Raw genomic sequence first — 18,534 nt, forward strand, 5'->3', positions numbered from 1 at the left:
GGCGCATCGCCTTCGGCGACACGCCCGTGCGGTTCCCGCTCACCACGGCGGTGGTGCGGTGCTACGCGGACGCCAAGGAGTAACGATTCGCCCGCCCTGGCGCGCCCGTCACGCCGCGGCCCGCTCCGCCTCCGCGCGCAGCCGGTTCTTGTCCGGCTTGCCCGCCTCGGTCAGCGGCAGCGCCTCGGCGAAGGTGAGGCGGGCGGGCTCGTACATGGCGCCACGGCTCTCGCGCACCAGCGCGCGCAGCCCGGCCTCGTCCACCTCGGCGCCCGGCCTGGGGACGACGACGGCGTGCACCTGTTCCATGCGGTCCGCGTCGCGGACGCCGAAGACGGCGCTCTGCGTCACGTCGGGGTGGGAGTTGAGGAGGTCCTCCAGCTCGGAGGTGTAGACGTGGCCGCCCACCACGATGATCATGTCCTTGAGCCGGTCCACGACCGTCAGGAAGCCCTCGTCGTCCAGCCGGCCCACGTCGCCGGTGTGCAGCCAGCCGTCGCGCAGTACCTCGGCGGTCAGCCCGGGCTGCTTCCAGTAGCCGTTCATGACGTGCGGGGAGCGGACGCAGATCTCGCCGAGCTCGCCGTGCGGCAGCACCCGCCCGGACTCGTCGCGTATCTCCACCTCGACGTCCGGCAGGATCCGGCCCGCCGTGCGCAGCAGCTCCGGGCGGGCCAGGTCGTGCTGATCGTGCAGCAGCATGCTGATGCCGCCCACCTCGCTCTGCCCGTAGAACTGGACGAGCACGGGGCCGAAGCGCCGGATCGCGTCGGCGAGCCGGGCGGGGGAGGCCTGGCAGCCGCCGTAGGTGAGGGAGCGCAGGCTGGAGGTGTCGGTGGTGGCCGCGTCCGGGTGGTCCATCAGCCGGTAGAGCAGCGGCGGCAGCAGGAAGAGGTCGGTGATGCGCTCGCGCTCGACGGCGGCGAGCACCTGGGCGGGGTCGAAGTCCTCCTGGAGCACCACGAAGCCGCCCGAGTGGAGGGTGGTGTCGGCGAACATGCCCCCGGCGTGCGCGACGGTGGTGCACAGCAGCTGCCGGCGCGGGTAGTCCTTGGGCCAGATCCGGTGGGAGGCGATCTGCCCGAAGGTGGTGCAGATCCCCTTGGGGTGGCCGGTGGTCCCGCCGGTGTGGCGGATGGTGCAGAAGTCGTCCGGCCGCGCCTCGCCGGGCAGGGGCTCCGCGGACTCGGCGGCGGCCAGCTCCAGGAGGTCCTCGCCGAGCGGCGCGGGCCCCAGGGTGAGGACGTGCTTCACCGGCGCCTGCGCGCTCACCTCGACGGCCCGGTCGGCCCAGCGCGGGTCGACGATCAGGGCCCGGGTCTCGACGTCCTCGATGATGGCGGCCTGCGACTCCGCCGACAGCTTGTTGTAGAGGTGGTTGACGGTGCAGCCGAGGAGATTGGCGGCGTACCGGGCGGCGATGACCTCGGGGAGGTTGCCGCTGAGCAGGGTGACGGTCTGTCCGCGACCGATGCCCAGCCGGCGCAGGGCGCGCGCCATGCGGAAGACGAGAGCGCGGAGTTCACCGGCCGTCACGGTCCGGCCCTCGTGCTTCAAGGCGGGCCGGTCCGGGGTGGTGTTCAGGGCATCGAGGATGTCCTCCACGTAATTGCGGAAGGTGATGGGGGTGGCGGTCATCAGGGTTTCCTCCCGGCGGCGGCGGTGACGGCCGCCGCTCACATAGTTACCTGGGGCAAATATATGAGCGGTCCATCTTTCGATCAAACCGGAGGACCGGTTTCCTGATGCCGGGTGTGGGACGCACCGGCGCCCGGCGCCGTCGAGGACGTCGGCGCCGGGCACCGGCGAGGGCTCACCGCCCCATGACCCTCACGAAGGCCGCCGGATCGGCGTCGAATCCGTGGACGCCGCCCCGGAAGGTCCAGGCCCCCGAACCGTCGCGGACGAACTCCGCGACCCTCGCCGCCGTCGCCCCGCCGACCCCGGAGAAGTCGTCCTCCGCCAGCTGCTCACGGCCCTCCCGCACGTGCACGCTCGTCCCCGCGACGCCGCCGAACGTCAGCCGCCCGTCGCCCTGCTGTATGGCGACGCCCACGACGACCCGGACGTAGTCGGGGCTCAGCCGGTCGAGCTCCAGCGTCAGGACCTCGTCGTCGCCGAAGCCCTTGCCGTCCTGGCTGTCCCGGTTGAGGGTGATCGTGCCGTCGGGGGAACGGCTGTCGAAGTGCACGAGGTAGGCGGGCTCGCCGTGGGGGTCGCCGGCGCCGTACGTCGCCGCGATCAGGTCCAGATCGTGGGGAGCCGCGCCCGGAGGGCTCGGATCCCACCGGAGGGCCACCACGACCCGTTCCAACCCCTTGTTGAGACCGCTCCCCTTGTTGGGACCGCTCGCGGAACTCTTGTCCAGACCGCCCACAGGACCTCCCCTTTCCTCGGCGCGCCGACCTTCCATGGTGCCATGACACACCCGTTCGCCGACGGCCGACAGCCCACCGTCCGGGCGGGGTTGACGGGCCGTCTTCGACGCTGACCGAATACCGGTGACCGCGCGCCCGCCGCACCCCACCATCCGGAGTGGATCCCCGACCACCGCGGCACACCGCGGAGCCGGTCGCATCGCGGGGATCGCCGTCCGGGAGGAGAGCGCGTTGCAGATCCGCTTCATCGGTGTCCTGAGGCCGGCGGTGGTCCTCACCGTCCTGGCCCTGGCCGCCCTGTGCACCACATCCGCCGTCGGCGCGGCGTCCTCCGCGCGCTCGGCGGCCATCGGCCTGCCGGCCGGAGTGAGCGCGGGCATCGCGGTGTTCGACCGGCAGACCGGCACGTTCACCGAGCGACTGAACGCCCGGGCCCGGTTCCGTTCCGCCTCGGTGGTCAAACTGCTGATCGCCCTCGACTACCTGTGGGACCGCGGTCCCTCGTACCCCATACCCGACGCCGACCGGGCGCTGCTGGACGTCATGCTGCGCAGCAGCGACGACGGCGCGGCCGGCACGTTCTGGGACCGCGACGGCGGTGGCGCCATCGTCGAGCGGATGGTGGCACGGCTGAAACTGGCCGACACCGCGCCGCCACCGGCCGACCGGCCCGGGTACTGGGGTTACACCGCCCTCTCGGCGGAGGACACTGTCCGGATCTACCGGTACCTCCTCGACGAGGCGCCCGCGCCCGTCCGCGACTATGTCATGGGCAACCTGCGCGCCTCGACCCGCTGCGGCACGGACGGCTACGACCAGAGCTTCGGCATCGCGGCCGTCTTCGACCGGCCCTGGGCCGTCAAACAGGGCTGGTCCGGCTTCGACTCCAACGGCTGCGCCACCGGCCCGGCCGCCACCCGGCCCCCGGCCCCGGCCCGGACGCCCGCCCGGGCCCCGGCCCCGGCCGACGGCGTGGACCTGCGCCGCCCCGCCCTCCACACCACCGGCACCGTGGGCGCCGCCGACCGCACCATCGTCGCCGTGTTCACCCTCCACGCCGAAGGCACCCCCTACGGCAAGGCGTACTCCGACCTCGGCGCGGTGGTGCGGCAGCTGAACGTCCCCGGCGCCACCCGCACCCCCGGAAGCTGGTTCGGCACCTGGGGTTCCGGCGTACGAGTACGGGCCCGGGCCGGCACCGACTCCGCCGTGCTCACCACGCTGCCCGCCGGGGTCGACGTGCTGGCGGGCTGCCAGAAACGCGGACAGGTGGTCACCGTTCCCCCGTACACCAACGACTGGTGGGCCTACCTGCCCAAGTACGGCGGCTGGATCACCAACATCTACGTCTCCTCGCCCGGCGACAAGCTCCCGGACGTCCCCGACTGCTGACCCGCCCGGCCCCGCCGGGGGAGCGGCCGGCCGCCGGACCCGCCGAGGGCGGGCCCCGGCGGCCCCTCGGCTAGCCTGAAGGCACAATGAACCGTTTCACGACGTCACGGGGTGAGTACGAGCTCACCCGCTTCCCCGAGGACCCCCGCGACACCCTCCGCGCCTGGGACTCCGCCGACGAGTACCTGCTCGAGCACCTCGCGGAGGCCGGCACGGACCTCTCGGGCACCGTGGTCGTGGTGGGCGACCGGTGGGGAGCCCTGGTCACCGCCCTCGCCGGGCACCGGCCCACCCAGATCTCCGACTCCCACCTCGGCCAGGAGGCCACCCGGGCCAACCTGGCGCGCAATGGCGTCCCCGCCGGTGACGTCCGGCTGCTGTCCACCCGCGACACCCCGCCCGAGCGGATCGACGTCCTGCTCGTCCGCGTGCCCAAGAGCCTCGCGCTCCTGGAGGACCAGCTCCACCGCCTCGCGCCCGCCGTCCACGAGAACACCGTGGTCATCGGCACAGGCCGGGTCACCGAGATCCACACCTCGACGCTCCGGTTGTTCGAGACGATCCTCGGTCCCACCCGGACGTCCCTGGCCGTGAAGAAGTCCCGGCTCATCTTCTGTACGCCGGACCCCGCCGCCGCCCGCCCCGCCAACCCCTGGCCGCACCGTTACGCCCTGCCCACCGGCATCGGCCCGGCCTCCGGGATGACCGTCACCAACCACGCGGGTATCTTCTGCCCCGACCGCCTCGACATCGGCACCCGCTTCTTCCTCGCGCACCTGCCGGAGCGCCGAGGCCCCGAGCGCGTCGTCGACCTGGGCTGCGGCAACGGCGTCGTCGGCACCGCCGCGGCGCTGGCCAACCCCGAGGCGGAGCTGCTGTTCACCGACGAGTCCCACCAGGCCGTGGCCTCCGCCGAGGCCACCTTCCGGGACAACACCGGACCGGACGCCGTCGCCACGTTCCGCGTCGGCGACGGCCTGGAAGGCGTCCCCGCCGCGTCGGTTGACCTCGTCCTGAACAACCCGCCCTTCCACAGCCACCAGGCCACCACCGACACCACGGCCCGGCGGATGTTCGCCGGCGCCCGCGCGGCGCTGCGCCCCGGCGGGGAGCTGTGGGTCGTCGGCAACCGGCACCTGGGCTACCACGTCCGGCTGCGCAGGCTCTTCGGTGAGTGCGAGGTCGTCGCGAGCGACCCGAAGTTCGTGATCCTGCGGGCCGTCAAGCGCTGACCCGCCCGTACGTGGACGTCCCGTCCCCGCCACGCGGGGGCGGGACGTCGCGCGTAGGCGTCAGGTGTTCTGCGCCGTGTCGTAGAGGTTCTTGGCCTCGTCGCCGAAGTAGGGGCCGAACATCGTGTTCGGCAGGAACGTGTAGCCGAAGCTGTTGACCGACGCCTGGAGCCCGGCGCCGGTGGACTCGTCGAAGGACGTGAACCACGGGCCGCCGCTGGACCCGCCGGTCATATTGCAGCCCAGGCCGTGGTCCTGGGTGAGCAGGAAGTCCTTCGTGGACGTCCCGCTGCAGTAGATCAGCTTGCTGCCGTCGTACGGGGACGCCGCCGGGAACCCGAAGGCGTACATGTCCTTGTTGTAGCCGCCGTTGAACTCGAGGCCCTGGCCGCCGACGACGTCGGTGAGCCGCTTGCCGTCCACCGGGCCGACGACGGCGGCTCCGATGTCGTTGTTCATGTCCTCGCTGGCCGTCCACTGCGGGGTGGAGAGCGTCTTGGCCGCCGCCCAGGTGCCGTACGGCGACTGCCCGTCGTGGTAGCCGGGGACGAAGACCCAGTTGGTGTGCCAGCTTCCCTGGTACTTCACACAGTGCCCGGCGGTGAGCACGACACTGCCGTTCTTGCTGGTCACGGCGTCGCCGGAGCAGGAGGCCGTGCGGTTCTGGAAGGTGAAGAACACTCGCCCGATCGTGTGGGTGACGGCGCCGCCCCCGGTCCACGGCCCGCCGGCCTGCGGGATGGACGCCACCCGGGTGGACGGGACGGCCGGGGCGGTGGGCGCGACGGTGGACACCGCGCCGCGCGACTCCGCGGCGGGACGGACCGCCGAGGCGGCCGGACCGTCCGGGGCGGCGGCGGGCAGGTCGAGCGGAGTGGCCGAGCGCATCCGTTCGGGGGTCCAGAAGGCGGTGGCGTCCCGCTGGGCCGCGCTCGTGTGCGCGGTCTCCGGGGCCCGTTCGGCCCCGGCCGGCGCGGCGCCGGACGCGGTGGCCGGAGTGCCCAGGGCGACCAGGGTGCCGGCGGCCAGCAGGATGCCGGAGGTGCTGCGGTGGGGACGTCTCACGCGTACTCCTTCTGCCGAGGCCGGGCGCGTGGGGCGCGGGGCCGTGTGGGGGGCCGGACCGGCTGCCGGGGTCCGGGCAGACGAGTGGTGCGGATTCGACGGTGCGTCAGAAAAGCGTGCCACGCACGGCGAGGGATTGACAGGGGCGCGTCAAAGGCGTGCGGTCGGCCCCGGCCGTTTTCCGCCGTGATCGCGGCCCATCGCTTACGGTTCCGGTATGACGATCCACCGCACCGGCACTCCGGCCGCGCCCACCGACGGCGACGGACGCAGGACCCTGGTCGTCGGCGCGGGGATGGCCGGGCTATACGCCGCCCGGGAACTGCGCCGCGCGGGCCACGACGTGACGGTCCTGGAGGCCCGGGAGCGCACCGGCGGGCGGCTGTGGACCGAGGAGTGGGAGGGGCTCCGCATCGACCTGGGCGCCTCGTGGATCCACGGCGTCGAGGACAACCCCGTCGCGGAGCTCGCCGAGGAGGCGGGGGCCGCCACGGCCGTGTACGACGTCGGCACCCTCGACTACGGCAGCCAGGACGGCACGGTCTCCTACACCCCCGACGGCCGGCGCCTCACCCGCGCCGAGGCGGAGACCCTGGGGAAGGACCTGAAGACCGTCGGCGGTGCGCTGGAGGCCCTCGCCGCGCGGGCCGAGCCGGGGCTGTCCCTCGCCGAGGGGCTGCGTGCCGTGCTGGGCGCCGCGGGCCTGCAGCCGGCGCGGGCCAGGCGCGTCCTCGAGGCGTGCGGCCGGATGGCGGAGGACGACTGGGGCGCGGGCATCGGGGAACTGGCCCTGACCGCCGTGATCTGGGGCAAGGACTACGAGGGCGTCGAGGCCGTCTTTCCCGGCGGCTACGCACAGCTGACGGACCACCTGGCCAGGGGGCTGGACGTACGGCTGGGCCACCGCGTCACCCGCGTCGAACACGGAGGCGGCCAGGTGGAGGTGCACACCGACGGCCAGGGCGTCCTCACCGCCGACCGGGTCGTGGTCACGCTGCCGCTCGGGGTGCTGAAGGCCGGCGCCGTCACCTTCGCCCCGGAGCTCCCCGAGGCCAAGGCGGATGTCATCGAGCGCTTGGGCATGGGCGTCTACGACAAGCTCTACCTGCGCTTCGCGGAGGCGTTCTGGGACGACAGCGACGTGATCCGCCTGGAGGACACCCCGCACGGCGCCTTCGCCAACTGGTTCGACCTCCGGCGTGTCACCGGGGCCCCGGTGCTGGCCGTCCTCCACGGCGGGCCCGTCGCCCGCCGCCTTGAGGAGCTGGACGACGCCACCGTGGTGGGCGACGCCCTCGCCGTCCTGCGCGGCGTCTACGGGGACAGGGTGCCGGACCCCTCGGCGTACCGGCTCACCCGCTGGGCGGCCGACCCCTTCGCCCGGGGCTCGTACTCCTTCCCGGCCGCCGCCTTCGAGCCCGGCGACCACGACGTCCTGGCCGAACCCGTCGGGGACCGCCTGTTCTTCGCGGGCGAGGCGACGAGCGCCGACCACAGCAGCACGGTCCACGGCGCGCTGCTCTCCGGCCGCCGCGCGGCCCGGAGCGTCCTGGCGCTCTGAGCGGCCCGGGGGCGGCCGGGGGCGTCGTGGGCCCGGGACGTCAGCCGGCTCTGTCCTCCCGGACGGTGGTCCTGTCGCTCCACGCGAGCTGGATCGACTCCAGGAGCCGGGCGTTGCAGCGGCTCGGGTCGTCGCTGAAGCCGGTCAGCCCGGCGGCCCAGTCCCGGATCCGGACCAGATCGGCCGTCACCGGCCGGGTGGTGGGGTGCTGTTCGGCGAGGGCCGCCGCGATCTCTTCGATGTCCGTCCATCGCATGGGCCAGAGTGTGGCGGAGGGTGCCCGCGAGGTCCAGGGAGCCCTCCGGCGGGGCGCTCGCCGGACACCGGTCATCGTCCGGTCATCGTGGGCTGTCCTGCGGCGATGACCGGGCGATTACCGCACGGTGGGCACGGGTTGGGTGACTGCGCGTTACGGTCGGCGCGGGATTGACGCACGGTCAAGTGCGACAGCGAGAACCCTCCCGAAAGAGAGCATGAGCGCCATCGTCCTACTTGTAGGTGCGGATCAGCCGGGCCAGGTGCCGGCCCGCCGTCAGCAGGGGCTCCTCGCTCCGCAGTACCTGCGCGGTCAGCTCGGCGCCCTCCAGGGTGCTGATCGCCGCGCAGGCCAGATCGCGGGCGGTGTCCTCGTCGAGGCGGCCGCGCAGCTTCTCGGCGACCAGGTCCGTCCAGTGGCCGATGGCCTCGGCGCAGGCCTGCTGGATGGCGGGGGCGCGCCCGACGGTCTCGAGGGCGGTGGCCGCCACGGGGCAGCCGTCCATCCAGTCGGACTCCCGCAGGGAGTCGGCGAGCAGCCGGGTGCAGGCGGTGATCGCCTCGGCGGGGTCGTCGTCGGCGGCCAGTCCGGTGCGCAGGATGTCGGCGAACTCGCGCTCGCCGTGCTGGATCGCGGCCACGGCGAGCTCCTGCTTGCCGCCGGGGAAGAAGTGGTAGACGGAGCCGAGGGTGGCTTCGGCGTCACGGGCGATCTGTTTGATGCCCGTCCCTTCGTATCCCTGGCGCTGGAGCAGCCGGGCCGCCGCCCGGACGATCCGGTCCCGGGTGCCGACGGCGGCGTCCGTTCCCTCGGTGGCGTCGTGTCGCGGCTTGGTCGTCTGCATTCCATGAGTTTAACGGATAGAGCGTTCGCTCTAGCGCTGTGCTATGTTTCTTCTGGGTAGAGCGTTCGTTCTAGAACGGGCGGACCGCCGCCCCTCCGTCCTGCTGCACCCCCGTCAGGACGGCGGAGCGACACCCAGCGGTATCAGCGGCACAGCGGTATCAATCGCGGTAACAATCAAGGAGAACCAGTGAGCAAGCAGGCAGTGACCGTCATCGGGCTCGGCCCGATGGGCCAGGCGATGGTGACCGCGTTCCTGGAGAACGGCCACCCTGTCACCGTGTGGAACCGGACCGCGAGCAAGGCCGACGAGCTCGTCGCCAAGGGCGCCGTCCTGGCTCCCTCGATCGAGGACGCCCTCAAGGCCAACGAGCTCGTGGTGCTGAGCCTCACGGACTACGACGCCATGTACGCCATCCTCGAGCCGGCCACGGCCGCCCTCGAGGGCCGGGTGCTGATCAACCTCAGCTCCGACACCCCGGAGAAGGCCCGCGCGGCCTTCGAGTGGGCCGCCGGCCACGGCGCCAAGCACGTCACCGGTGGCGTCCAGGTGCCCCCGCCCCTGATCGGCAAGGAGGGCTCCTCCACCTACTACAGCGGCCCGCGCGAGGTCTTCGACACGTACAAGGAGACCCTCGAGGTTCTCACCGCCGCCGACTACCGCGGTGAGGACCCGGGCCTCGCGGCCATGTACTACCAGGCCCAGATGATCATCTTCTGGACCAGCATGCTGAGCTTCTACCAGGCGCTGGCGCTGGGCAAGGCCAACGGGGTCTCCGCCAAGGAGCTGCTCCCCTACGCCTCCAACATGATGACGATGATGCCGCACTTCCTGGAGCTCTACACCCAGCACGTCGACAACGCCGAGTACCCCGGCGACGTGGACCGCCTGGCGATGGGCGCGGCCAGCGTCGACCACATCCTCCACACCAGCGAGGACGCGGGCGTCGACACCACCCTGCTCAAGGCCGTCCAGGACATCTTCCAGCGCGGCATGGGCAAGGGCTTCGAGGCCAACAGCTTCTCCAGCCTCATCGAGGTCCTGAAGAAGCCTTCCGCCTGACCCGGGCGAAACAGCGAAAACGCCCCCCGCCGAAGCCTTCGGCGGGGGGCGTTTTCGCTGTCAGCGGCGCGTCAGTGGCGCGTCAGCGGCGCGGAGGATCAGCCCGCGAGGGTCGCCGCCTGCTGCGCGGCGCGCAGGCCCGACTCGATCGCGCCCTCGATGAACGCGCCGTGCCAGCCCTTGGCGATGTCCGCGCCGGCGAAGACGATCCGGCCGTGCGGCTGCTCGATCTGCGGGAACAGCTGGAGCAGCTGGTTGGGACGGCGCATGCCCCAGCCGCCCATCGCGTACTTGTCCTCGTGCCAGGCCGTGGCCCGGTAGTCGGACACCTCGGCCCCGGGCAGGAACGCCTGGACCGCCGTCTGGACCTTCGCCTTGTCGTTGGTGTCCAGCGACGGACCGCCGAAGGCGACGAAGAGGCGGCCCTCGGGAAGCTGCTGCTGCGGCACCAGCATCAGGATCGGCGAGCCCTCGGGGGCCTGCCCGTAGACCGCGTCCACCTTGCCCTTGACCAGCACCCAGATCTTGGTGGCGTGCGGCACGCCCATGCCCTGGGTGGTCGCCTGGGTGTGCGCCTTGGGCAGGCCGGGGTTGAAGGTGATGGACTTCCAGACGTTGGCCGGGGTCGCGACGACCGCCACGGGAGCGGTGTACGCGCCGCCGCCCTGGACCTGGACGGTGACCTTGCCGTTGGCCTCGGTCACGGAGCTGACCGGGGAGTTGAGCTTCACCATGGCCTTGGAGTCGGCCAGCATCGCCGTCAGCAGAGCGGTCATACCGCCGACGGGCTTGATGCCCATCGTGGACTCGAAGCCCTCGTAGGTGCCGCCCGCGAGCTGGTACCACTGGGCCATGCTGGTCAGCCCGGCCCAGGAGCTCGAACCACCGGCGTAGACGGCGGAGCCGCCGTTGAGCCACTTCAGGTCGACGGGGGAGACCGACAGCTGCCGCAGCCGGTCCTCGAGCGAGAGCGGGTCCACCGCCGCCAGCAGGTCCTTGCGGAACAGCGGGTCGGCGGGGTGCTCGAAGTAGGACTCGGAGTTCTTGAACAGCTCCTTGAACAGCCCGGACAGCCGGCTGGACACCGTGGAGAGGTCCGTCCCGACCAGGCCGGTCTCGCCCGGCATCATGGCGCGGTCACCGGGGGTCTCGTAGAAGGTCTTGATCCCGTAGCGCGCCACCTCCTTCTGGGCCAGCTCCTGCTGCGGGCCGAGCCAGCCGCCGCCGAAGTCGACGGTCTGGCCGGCGAAGCTGCCGGTCCATATCCGGCCGCCGATGCGGTCGCGGGCCTCCAGGACCAGGGTCCGCAGACCCTTGGCCCCCAGCTCACGGGCCACGGTGCCGCCGGCGTAGCCGGCGCCGATGACGATCGCGTCGAGCCGGGTCTCCTCGGCGGCCCGCGCGGTGCCGGCCAGGACCGGGCTCAGGGAGGCCGCCAGGGAGGTGGCTCCGACGGCCTTCAGCAGCGACCGGCGGCCCAGCCGGCGGTCGGTGACCTTCACGGAGCCGGAGTCGTGAGCGTTCATGGCAATCCTTCGATGGGATGTCGGATGGCCGTGTCGTCGGAGCGCCGACGGCACGGCCGGGGAAGGGAGCGGGTGGGGGAGCGAGGGCCCGAGGGGGCCGGGCCGTGCGGGGGTCGTACACGTCGTGCGGTCATGCGCGAGGACCGGCGGAAATGCCCGCCGGTCCTCGCCCGTTCACGCCACGGGTCGCCGCGGCGGCGGATCAGATGTAGTCGGTGCCCGGCTCCAGGCCGAGGAGGACGCGGCCGTGCGCCTCCAGGGAACCGACGGGCGTCAGCAGGCCGTGCAGCGACAGCGCCGCGATGTCACGGAAGCTCCGCTGGAACGGCGCGCCGCGCAGGATGGCCGACGCCGAGCTGATGTTGAACAGCGTCTCGACGGCCTCCTTCGTGGCCTGGACGACATAGCCGACCTGACCGCGGACGGCGACCTTCTCCTCCGTCGTCATCTTCTCGCCGGCGTCGGTGGGACGCTGCATGGCCTCCAGCCAGACGTTCTGGAGCGCCTCGCACGCCGCGATCTTGTTGGCCGCGTGGGCCACCTGGACCTGGGTGTAGGGGTGCTCGGCCTGGTCGGTCCAGTTGGTGTAGGTGATGGCCTTGCCCGGGGTGCGCTCCAGGAACAGCTCCAGGGCGCCCTTGGCCAGACCGAGGTACACCGGGGCGCAGGTGGCCAGGATGTAGCTGGTGAGGTTGTAGTTGCGGCCCTTGAGGTCGGCGTTCCAGCGGTCGCGGGTCGAGGCGTCGTACACGTCGACACCGACGATCCGGTGCGCCGGGACGAAGACGTCCTTGGCCGTGGAGGTGGCGCTGCCGGTACCGGAGGCACCGAAGACGTCCCAGTCGTCGGCGATCTCGATGTCCGAGGTCGGCACGATCGCAAAGAGCTCCTCGTGCTCACCGCTCTCGTTCTCCACCAGCGCGGCGTGGACGTTCCACTGGGCACCGGGGACACCGGTGTTGAAGCGCCAGGTGCCGTTCAGGATGTAGCCGCCGTCCACCGGCTTGAGGGTGCCGCCCGGCGTGAAGCCGCCGGAGATGCGCACCGAGCCCTCGGCGAAGATCTCCTCCTGGGCCTTGTCCGGGTAGAGGCTGGCGATCCAGGCGGTGGAGATCCACACCATGGACACCCAGCCGGTCGAGCCGCAGCCGCGGGAGATCTCGGAAATGATCTCGGCCTGGTCGGCCACCGGGAGGTCCAGGCCACCGAATTTCTTGGGCACGGCGACACGGAAGACGCCCGCCTTTTCCAGCAATTCGATGTTGTCGGCCACTATCCAGCGCTGGTCCTCGGTCTTCCGGCCGTTGTCCCGGAGCGTCGGAACAATGTCCCGGACCGCTGCCAGCACCTCGGCGGCACCGATTTCTGACGCGCTCATCCTGCCTCCTGGCATTGATAATTGGTGCAAGGGGCCGCCCCGGCGGGCGTCCCTGTCAGTCCAGCGGCGACTGTACCTGCGGCCTGCATCGACATCGGGCGGGGACGGTAACGCGACGGTCATCGCGGGAGCGGCCGATGAATGCCCGATGACCGTCGGATGAGCCGTTGATGGGAATTACCCCCGAACCGGCGCGGGGGCAAATCCGGCAGTGCCGCGCAATGAGCCGAATGGCCTCGCCCCAGGCCGCGAGGTCCCGGGCCGGGGCCCCGCGAGGGCCCGTCCTTCACTCCTGTGGGTGCATTCCCCGGCCCGGCGAATGCACCTTTCCGGCGTGGGAATAGCCAGTATGTCCGGGACTGTTCCGTCGGGCGGCCCGGGGCCTCCGGCACGAGATGAGGACGTGAACGCGCATGACCGCTTCCTTCCCGGAGTCGTCCCAGGCCGAGGGGGCCGCTCCCGACCGCCGTCCCGGCGGCGTGGTGCACGACTGGCCCGTGGAACCGCTGCCCGCCCTCGAATTCGACCCCCTGCTCCACCGGTTGCTGCGGGAGGAGCCCATCGCCCGCGTCCGGATGCGCTTCGGCGAGGGGGACGCCTGGCTGGTCACCCGCTACGAGGACGTCAAGACCGTCGCCTCCGACCCCACCCTCAGCCGCGCCCTGACCGTCGACCGGCCGGTCACCAGCATGACCCCGCACGTGGTGGCCCCCGCCGGCGGCATCGGCCGCACGGACGCGCCCGACCACACCCGGCTGCGCCGCCTGGTCGCCCAGACCTTCGGGCGCAAGCGGGTGGCCGCCCTGCGCCCCCGCGCCCAGGAGCTCGCGGACCGGATGACCGAGCGCATGGCCCGCCAGGGCCCGCCCGCCGACCTGACGGAGTGCCTGACCGGCCCGCTGCCCGCCCAGCTGATCGGCGATCTGCTCGGCGTGCCCACCCGCGACATCGACCTCCTCCAGAGCTGGCGCGCCGTCATCCTCTCGAGCGACCACACCCAGACGGAGAGCGAGGCGGTCAAACGCGAGATCGCCGGCTACTTCCGCACCCTGGCCGACCGTCGCCTCACCGACCCCGGCGACGACCTCTTCAGCGCCCTGGTCGCCGCCCACGCGCAGGAGGAGCTCAGCCGCGCCGAGCTGGTCTCGCTCGCCGTCATGCTCGTCCTCAACGGCATGGACGCCGTGCGCAACCAGGTCTCCAACATGGTCTACGCGCTGCTCACCCACCCCGCGCAACTGGAGCGGCTGCGCGCCGAGCCGGAGCTGCTGCCGGGGGCCGTGGAGGAGCTGCTGCGCTACATCCCCCACCGCAACGGCGTCGGCCTGCCCCGCATCGCCACCGCCGACCTGACCGTCGCCGACACCACCATCCGCGACGGCGACGTCGTCTACGTCTCCTACCTGGCCGCCAACCGGGACTCCTCGGTCTTCACCGACCCCGACCGCCTCGACCTCGGCCGGGACGAGGCACCCAACCTGTCCTTCGGCCACGGCGCCCACTACTGCGTGGGAGCGCTGCTGACCCGGATGGAGGCCGAAGTCATGCTCTCCACCCTGCTGGACCGCTTCCCCCGGCTGCGCCTGGCCGTCGAGCCCAAGGACATGCGCTGGCGGCGGGGCTCCATCAACAGGGGTCCCGAGACCCTGCCCGTGGCCTGGTGAGCGCGGGCGCGAGCCCTCAGCAGCCGTCCGCCGGGCCCGGCTCCAGCCGCTTCAGCTGCTCGGCCGTGACGCCCTCGGGGACGGGCACCGGCGCCGGCGTCCGCAGCGGCGGCTGCCAGCCCGCCTCCCGGTCCCAGGTGCGCACGATCCGGGCGGGCGCCCCCGCGACCACCGCGTGGTCGGGCACCACGCCCCGGACGACCGCGCCCGCCGCGGCGACCACGTTCCGGCCGAGCCGCGCGCCGGGCAGGACCACCACCCCGGTGCCCAGCCAGCTGCCGGAGCCGATCTCCACGGCCTCGCTGCGCGGCCACTGCTTGCCGACGGGCACCTCGGGGTCGTCGTAGCTGTGGTTGGTCGTCGTGATGTACACGCCCGGGCCGAAGAAGCAGTCGTCCCCGATGGTCAGCGGCGCGTCGGCGATCACATGGCTGCCGCGCCCCAGCACCACGCCGTCGCCCAGCCGTACGATCGTCTCCCGCCCCAGGTCGAGCCCGGGCAGCATCCCGGCGGTGAGCGTCACGTCCTGGGCTATGACGCAGTGCTCCCCGATCTCGATCCACGGCTCCCCGAAGATGGTGCCCTGCGGAAACGCGAGCCGGGAGTGCCGGCCGAGCCGGCGGAAGCGGTACGGGCCCGGGCACTCGGCGGTCACGGCCCCGGCCTCCCGCACCCAGCGGGCGCCGCGGTGGACGGCCGCCGAAGCGGCCCGGCGCCGCCAGCGCGCCAGGGTGGGGAACACGTTCTGCATGGGCACCCGCTCACCGTACTCAGCGCCCACCGGCCGGATCCCGCCCCGCCCTGTGATCTTCGCCCCACCCCGACCCCCACCCCGGCCTCCACCGCCGGCCACCGACCACCGGCCACCGCCAAGGAGACCTCCCGATGCCCCGTCGTCCGTCCTCCCCGGCCCGGCACGCCCTTCTGCGCGGCGCGCTGGCCGCCGCGCTCGCCACCACGGCCCTCCTCGCCCCGGCCGACCGGGCGACGGCCGGCGGGGGCGGCACCTATCTGAGGTTCACCAAGCACACCCCGGACGACTCCCGGCTCACGTACGTCCGGCACGGCCGGCCCGTCGTCACCTACCGCGCCGGCTCGGGCAAGGTGCCCGACGAGTGCCTGCGCGGCCGCGGCTGGCTGCCCGACGGCACGTACACCCTCGGCCGGCACCACCGGGCATATGACGGCAACCTCATCAAGGGCTACGCCGTCGAGCTCGGCACCAAGCGCTGCCACGACGGCACCGACCGCACCGAGCTGTTCATCCACAGCCAGATGACCCGCTCCGGGGGCCAGGGCCGGGGCGGGTACCAGCGCTGGGACGGCCCCGCCGACTACACCTCCCACGGCTGCGTCAAACTCCGCCCCGCCGACATCAAGGAGCTCTACCGGATCCTCGACCGCCACGGCTGGCCCACCACCCTGCGGGTGACCGGCGGCTGAGCCAACACGCCCCCATCTCCGGCCGGTTCGCCCCCGCGACCGCACCGGAGCCGCCCTGGCGCGGAACGTACCTGTCACCGGGTATATGCCTGGCCGCCCGCCGCACCCGGCTCATACGATTGCCGTAACCGGGGGAGAGGCTGGGAGCCATGGCGGGCACGGCGGCACGGCTGGGGCGGGGCGTGGAGAACGCCGTCGCCTGGACCATCAGGAACCTCGACGGCGTCATCGCCCTCGGCGCGGCCCTGACCATCGGCGTCCTCGACGTCCTCGACATGCCGGTCAAGGACAACATCACCTCCGGGGCGATCCTGCTGGTCCTCGCCGCGCTGGTGCTGGGGACGCTCACCGAGCGGCGGCGCCGGACGACCGACATCCGCGCGGCCATGAGCGGCACCCGGCACGCCCTGGAGGACCTCACCATGGTGCGCTCCCTGTCCGGCGCCGAGCTGGAGGCGGCCCTGGACCGGGCCCGGCTGACCACGGACCGCTGGGTCTTCAAGGGCGGCACCGGCACCTATCTGCGCGCCGTGACCCTCCCCGTCTGCGTCCGCGAGGCCCAGCGGCAACGCCGCTCCCTCACCATGAAGATAGACATCGTCAGCCCGGCCGACGAACAGGCCTGCGCGGCCTACGCGCGTTTCCGCCAGACCTTCGCCCACCGGCTGCACGCGGTGCCCGCGGAGGCCTGGACCGCCGAGCGGACCCGCAGGGAGTCCCTCGCCACCGTGCTCGCCGCCTGCTGGTACCGGCAGCGCCTGGACACCCTGGAGATCGACGTCCATCTCTCCTCCGTCGTCCCCACGCTCCGCTTCGACCTCTCCAGCTCCTGCCTGATCATCACCCAGGACGACCCCCAGCGCGTCAACCTGCTGGTGGAGCGCGACCGTCCGCTCTACGACTACTACCTCACCGAGCTCCACCAGAGCCGGGAACAGGCCCACACCCTGGACCTCACCCGCACCGTCCCCCTCGGCGACGAGCCCACGGTCGACGAGGTCGTCCGGCTCTTCGAGGGGCTCGGCCTGCCGCTCCCGGCCTCCTACACCGACCGCGACGTCGGCGACATCATCGACAAGGCCCTGCACGCGGAGAACCCCTACCGGAGGTGAGCTTCCAGTGCGCAGCCCCGTGGACTGCCGCGGCGTCGAAGCGGCCATGGCGAGGGGGACGAGAGACGGGGCGGCGGTCGGCGAGCTGTTCGCGGCGGCCGTGACGGTCCTGGAGGAGGTCGCCTTCGGGCGGCGCGCGCTGCGCGCCGTCCGCCATCCGCTGGGGTTCCTGTGCCTGCCGGTGCGGCGCGAGGGCGACCGGGGAGTGTGCGTCCACGTCTTCGGCGACGCGCCGGCGGGCCCGCCCGCCCGGCCGACCACCTCGCCCGTGCACGCGCACAGCTGGGACCTGACCAGCTGTGTGCTGTACGGGGAGGTCGGCAATCTGCGGGTCCGGGTGCGCGACGAGCCCGACCGTCCCACGCACCGGCTCTTCGAGGTGCGCAGCACCGCCGCCGGCCCCGGCCCGGCCGGTGGGCCGTGCGACGCGCCGGCGGTGGACGAGATCCGGCCGACTCCCCGCCTGGTGAGCTGCGCGCCCGGCCCCGAGGAGACCGGCGTCGCCGGCGGGATCTACCGGCTCCCGGCGGGGGAGTTCCACACCACCGTCGTCCCGCCGGGCACCGTCGCGGCCACGCTGCTGCTCGGCCGTTCCCTGCCCGGGCGCCGCGACCTCACCCTGGGACCGGTGCATGGCCCCGCGCACCGGGTGGTACGACAGACATGCGACGCCGCGCAGACCGCCCGGACGGCCCGCACCGTCCTGAGGAGGATCGATGGACACCACTGCCGATGACGACGGCCGCGCCGGGTCCCCGGACCCGGGCGGGCCGGCCGGTTCCCTGGCGGCGGAGCGCCGGGTGGCCGTCGGCGCCGCCCGGGAGGCGGGCGCGCTGCTGCGCTCGCGCTTCCACGACGACTACGGCGTGCGGGCCAAGGACGACCGGGGCGACGTGGTCACCGAGCTCGACCTGATGGCCGAGAGCCTGGTGGTCGGCCGGCTCCGGGAGAGCTTCCCCGGCGACCGGATCCTCTCCGAGGAGGCGGGCCCCGTCCCGGCGGCGCCCGGCGGCGAGCGGACCGGCCGCACCTGGCTGGTGGACCCCCTCGACGGCAGCAACAACGTCGTCATCGGCCTGCCCGCCTACGCCGTCGGCATCGCCCTGTGCGTCGGCGAGGCGCCCGTGCTCGGCGTCGTCCACGACCCGGTGACCGACCGCACGTGGACGGCCTCGGCGGGCCTCGGCGCGTACGGGCCGCGCGGCCGGCTGACCGGGCCGGCGGGCCGCCCGTCCGCCGCCGGGCCCCTGCTGGCCTGGACGCAGGGCCACGCGGTCGCCCGCCGGGACCCGGTGGCGCGCGCCCTCAAGGACGCCCTGGAGGCGCGCTCCCGGCGGGTGCTCCAGCTGTGGGCGCCCCTGCTGGCCTGGGCGATGCTGGCCCGCGGCGACATCGACGGCTTCGTCGGCTACCGCGCCGAGGCCATCGACCTGCCCGCCGGGGCGCTGCTGGCCGCCGAGGCGGGCCTGGCCATCCGGGCCCTGGACGGCGGCGCCTTCCACGGGGGCGTCGGCGGCCCCGACACCGACCGCAGTTTCGTCGCCGGGCGGCCGGAGGTTCTCCCCGACCTCCTGGAACTGGTCGCGGAGGGCCGCCCCACGACGGCGCCCACGCCGTAGGG

16 protein-coding genes and 1 pseudogene are annotated in these 18,534 nt (G+C 73.0%); 9 read left to right on the forward strand and 8 right to left on the reverse strand.

What is annotated here, in order from left to right:
- Positions 1-108: 108 nt before the first annotated feature.
- Together EKH77_RS29845 and EKH77_RS29850 are read right to left on the reverse strand one after the other, a co-directional pair.
- Complete coding sequence (locus tag EKH77_RS29845) at positions 109-1,638, reverse strand: AMP-binding protein (RefSeq protein ID WP_126917345.1); 1,530 nt, start codon at positions 1,636-1,638, stop codon at positions 109-111.
- Between the two features lie 175 nt (positions 1,639-1,813).
- Positions 1,814-2,377 (reverse strand): TerD family protein, encoded by a 564-nt coding sequence (locus EKH77_RS29850; protein ID WP_240667604.1) that lies wholly within the window; start codon positions 2,375-2,377, stop codon positions 1,814-1,816.
- 232 nt (positions 2,378-2,609) lie between these two features.
- Between EKH77_RS29850 and EKH77_RS29855 the strand changes: the two genes are divergently transcribed.
- Together EKH77_RS29855 and EKH77_RS29860 are read left to right on the forward strand one after the other, a co-directional pair.
- Positions 2,610-3,770, forward strand: coding sequence for a hypothetical protein (locus EKH77_RS29855; protein WP_430981017.1), 1,161 nt, complete (start codon positions 2,610-2,612; stop codon positions 3,768-3,770).
- An 86-nt stretch (positions 3,771-3,856) separates the two neighbouring features.
- Positions 3,857-5,002 (forward strand): methyltransferase, encoded by a 1,146-nt coding sequence (locus EKH77_RS29860; RefSeq protein WP_126917347.1) that lies wholly within the window; start codon positions 3,857-3,859, stop codon positions 5,000-5,002.
- Between the two features lie 60 nt (positions 5,003-5,062).
- Here the strand turns inward: EKH77_RS29860 and EKH77_RS29865 are convergent, their stop codons facing one another.
- Positions 5,063-6,067: a trypsin-like serine peptidase gene (locus tag EKH77_RS29865; RefSeq protein ID WP_126917348.1), complete on the reverse strand. Its 1,005-nt coding sequence runs from the start codon at positions 6,065-6,067 to the stop codon at positions 5,063-5,065.
- A 217-nt stretch (positions 6,068-6,284) separates the two neighbouring features.
- Between EKH77_RS29865 and EKH77_RS29870 the strand changes: the two genes are divergently transcribed.
- On the forward strand, positions 6,285-7,628 hold the full coding sequence (locus tag EKH77_RS29870; RefSeq protein WP_126917349.1) for a flavin monoamine oxidase family protein: 1,344 nt from the start codon (positions 6,285-6,287) through the stop codon (positions 7,626-7,628).
- A gap of 40 nt (positions 7,629-7,668) precedes the next feature.
- Here EKH77_RS29870 and iscX read toward each other — a convergent pair whose 3' ends face one another.
- Positions 7,669-7,884 (reverse strand): Fe-S cluster assembly protein IscX, encoded by a 216-nt coding sequence (gene iscX, locus EKH77_RS29875; RefSeq protein WP_126917350.1) that lies wholly within the window; start codon positions 7,882-7,884, stop codon positions 7,669-7,671.
- A 232-nt stretch (positions 7,885-8,116) separates the two neighbouring features.
- Entirely contained in the window at positions 8,117-8,728 is a 612-nt protein-coding gene (locus tag EKH77_RS29880) for a TetR/AcrR family transcriptional regulator (protein WP_126917351.1), read from the reverse strand.
- A gap of 144 nt (positions 8,729-8,872) precedes the next feature.
- On the opposite strand from EKH77_RS29880, the pseudogene EKH77_RS29885 reads away from it, so the two are divergent.
- Positions 8,873-9,790: pseudogene (locus EKH77_RS29885) on the forward strand (NAD(P)-dependent oxidoreductase); the annotation flags it as partial.
- A gap of 98 nt (positions 9,791-9,888) precedes the next feature.
- On the opposite strand, the gene EKH77_RS29890 reads toward EKH77_RS29885, so the two are convergent.
- Entirely contained in the window at positions 9,889-11,316 is a 1,428-nt protein-coding gene (locus EKH77_RS29890) for a flavin monoamine oxidase family protein (RefSeq protein ID WP_126917353.1), read from the reverse strand.
- A 202-nt stretch (positions 11,317-11,518) separates the two neighbouring features.
- Positions 11,519-12,694 (reverse strand): acyl-CoA dehydrogenase family protein, encoded by a 1,176-nt coding sequence (locus EKH77_RS29895; RefSeq protein ID WP_126917354.1) that lies wholly within the window; start codon positions 12,692-12,694, stop codon positions 11,519-11,521.
- Positions 12,695-13,107: 413 nt separating this feature from the next.
- On the opposite strand from EKH77_RS29895, the gene EKH77_RS29900 reads away from it, so the two are divergent.
- Entirely contained in the window at positions 13,108-14,358 is a 1,251-nt protein-coding gene (locus EKH77_RS29900) for a cytochrome P450 (RefSeq protein WP_126917355.1), read from the forward strand.
- Between the two features lie 16 nt (positions 14,359-14,374).
- Here the strand turns inward: EKH77_RS29900 and EKH77_RS29905 are convergent, their stop codons facing one another.
- Complete coding sequence (locus EKH77_RS29905) at positions 14,375-15,109, reverse strand: acyltransferase (RefSeq protein ID WP_126918382.1); 735 nt, start codon at positions 15,107-15,109, stop codon at positions 14,375-14,377.
- A gap of 134 nt (positions 15,110-15,243) precedes the next feature.
- On the opposite strand from EKH77_RS29905, the gene EKH77_RS29910 reads away from it, so the two are divergent.
- From EKH77_RS29910 to EKH77_RS29925, 4 genes are all read left to right on the forward strand, one after another.
- A complete protein-coding gene (locus EKH77_RS29910; RefSeq protein WP_126917356.1) occupies positions 15,244-15,801 on the forward strand; it encodes a L,D-transpeptidase in 558 nt (185 codons plus the stop codon).
- Positions 15,802-15,950: 149 nt separating this feature from the next.
- On the forward strand, positions 15,951-16,913 hold the full coding sequence (locus EKH77_RS29915; RefSeq protein WP_206279953.1) for a hypothetical protein: 963 nt from the start codon (positions 15,951-15,953) through the stop codon (positions 16,911-16,913).
- 7 nt (positions 16,914-16,920) lie between these two features.
- A complete protein-coding gene (locus EKH77_RS29920) occupies positions 16,921-17,649 on the forward strand; it encodes a hypothetical protein (RefSeq protein ID WP_126917357.1) in 729 nt (242 codons plus the stop codon).
- The gene (locus EKH77_RS29925; RefSeq protein ID WP_126917358.1) at positions 17,630-18,532 is read left to right on the forward strand and encodes an inositol monophosphatase family protein; all 903 of its coding nucleotides are present in this window, start codon (positions 17,630-17,632) and stop codon (positions 18,530-18,532) included. Before EKH77_RS29920 ends, EKH77_RS29925 begins: the two co-directional genes overlap by 20 nt.
- Positions 18,533-18,534: the final 2 nt, after the last annotated feature.

The organism is Streptomyces luteoverticillatus (assembly GCF_003970715.1).
GTDB classification, from domain to species: Bacteria; Actinomycetota; Actinomycetes; order Streptomycetales; family Streptomycetaceae; genus Streptomyces; species Streptomyces abikoensis.

What these genes read in the sequence shown, in the direction of transcription:
- EKH77_RS29895 (WP_126917354.1), bottom strand. Translation starts at nt 12,694, where the DNA reads ATGAGCGCGTCAGAAATCGGTGCCGCCGAGGTGCTGGCAGCGGTCCGG.
- EKH77_RS29925 (WP_126917358.1), top strand. Translation starts at nt 17,630, where the DNA reads ATGGACACCACTGCCGATGACGACGGCCGCGCCGGGTCCCCGGACCCG.
- EKH77_RS29890 (WP_126917353.1), bottom strand. Translation starts at nt 11,316, where the DNA reads ATGAACGCTCACGACTCCGGCTCCGTGAAGGTCACCGACCGCCGGCTG.
- EKH77_RS29880 (WP_126917351.1), bottom strand. Translation starts at nt 8,728, where the DNA reads ATGCAGACGACCAAGCCGCGACACGACGCCACCGAGGGAACGGACGCC.
- EKH77_RS29915 (WP_206279953.1), top strand. Translation starts at nt 15,951, where the DNA reads ATGGCGGGCACGGCGGCACGGCTGGGGCGGGGCGTGGAGAACGCCGTC.
- EKH77_RS29870 (WP_126917349.1), top strand. Translation starts at nt 6,285, where the DNA reads ATGACGATCCACCGCACCGGCACTCCGGCCGCGCCCACCGACGGCGAC.
- EKH77_RS29845 (WP_126917345.1), bottom strand. Translation starts at nt 1,638, where the DNA reads ATGACCGCCACCCCCATCACCTTCCGCAATTACGTGGAGGACATCCTC.
- EKH77_RS29905 (WP_126918382.1), bottom strand. Translation starts at nt 15,109, where the DNA reads ATGCAGAACGTGTTCCCCACCCTGGCGCGCTGGCGGCGCCGGGCCGCT.
- EKH77_RS29910 (WP_126917356.1), top strand. Translation starts at nt 15,244, where the DNA reads ATGCCCCGTCGTCCGTCCTCCCCGGCCCGGCACGCCCTTCTGCGCGGC.
- EKH77_RS29900 (WP_126917355.1), top strand. Translation starts at nt 13,108, where the DNA reads ATGACCGCTTCCTTCCCGGAGTCGTCCCAGGCCGAGGGGGCCGCTCCC.
- EKH77_RS29860 (WP_126917347.1), top strand. Translation starts at nt 3,857, where the DNA reads ATGAACCGTTTCACGACGTCACGGGGTGAGTACGAGCTCACCCGCTTC.
- iscX (WP_126917350.1), bottom strand. Translation starts at nt 7,884, where the DNA reads ATGCGATGGACGGACATCGAAGAGATCGCGGCGGCCCTCGCCGAACAG.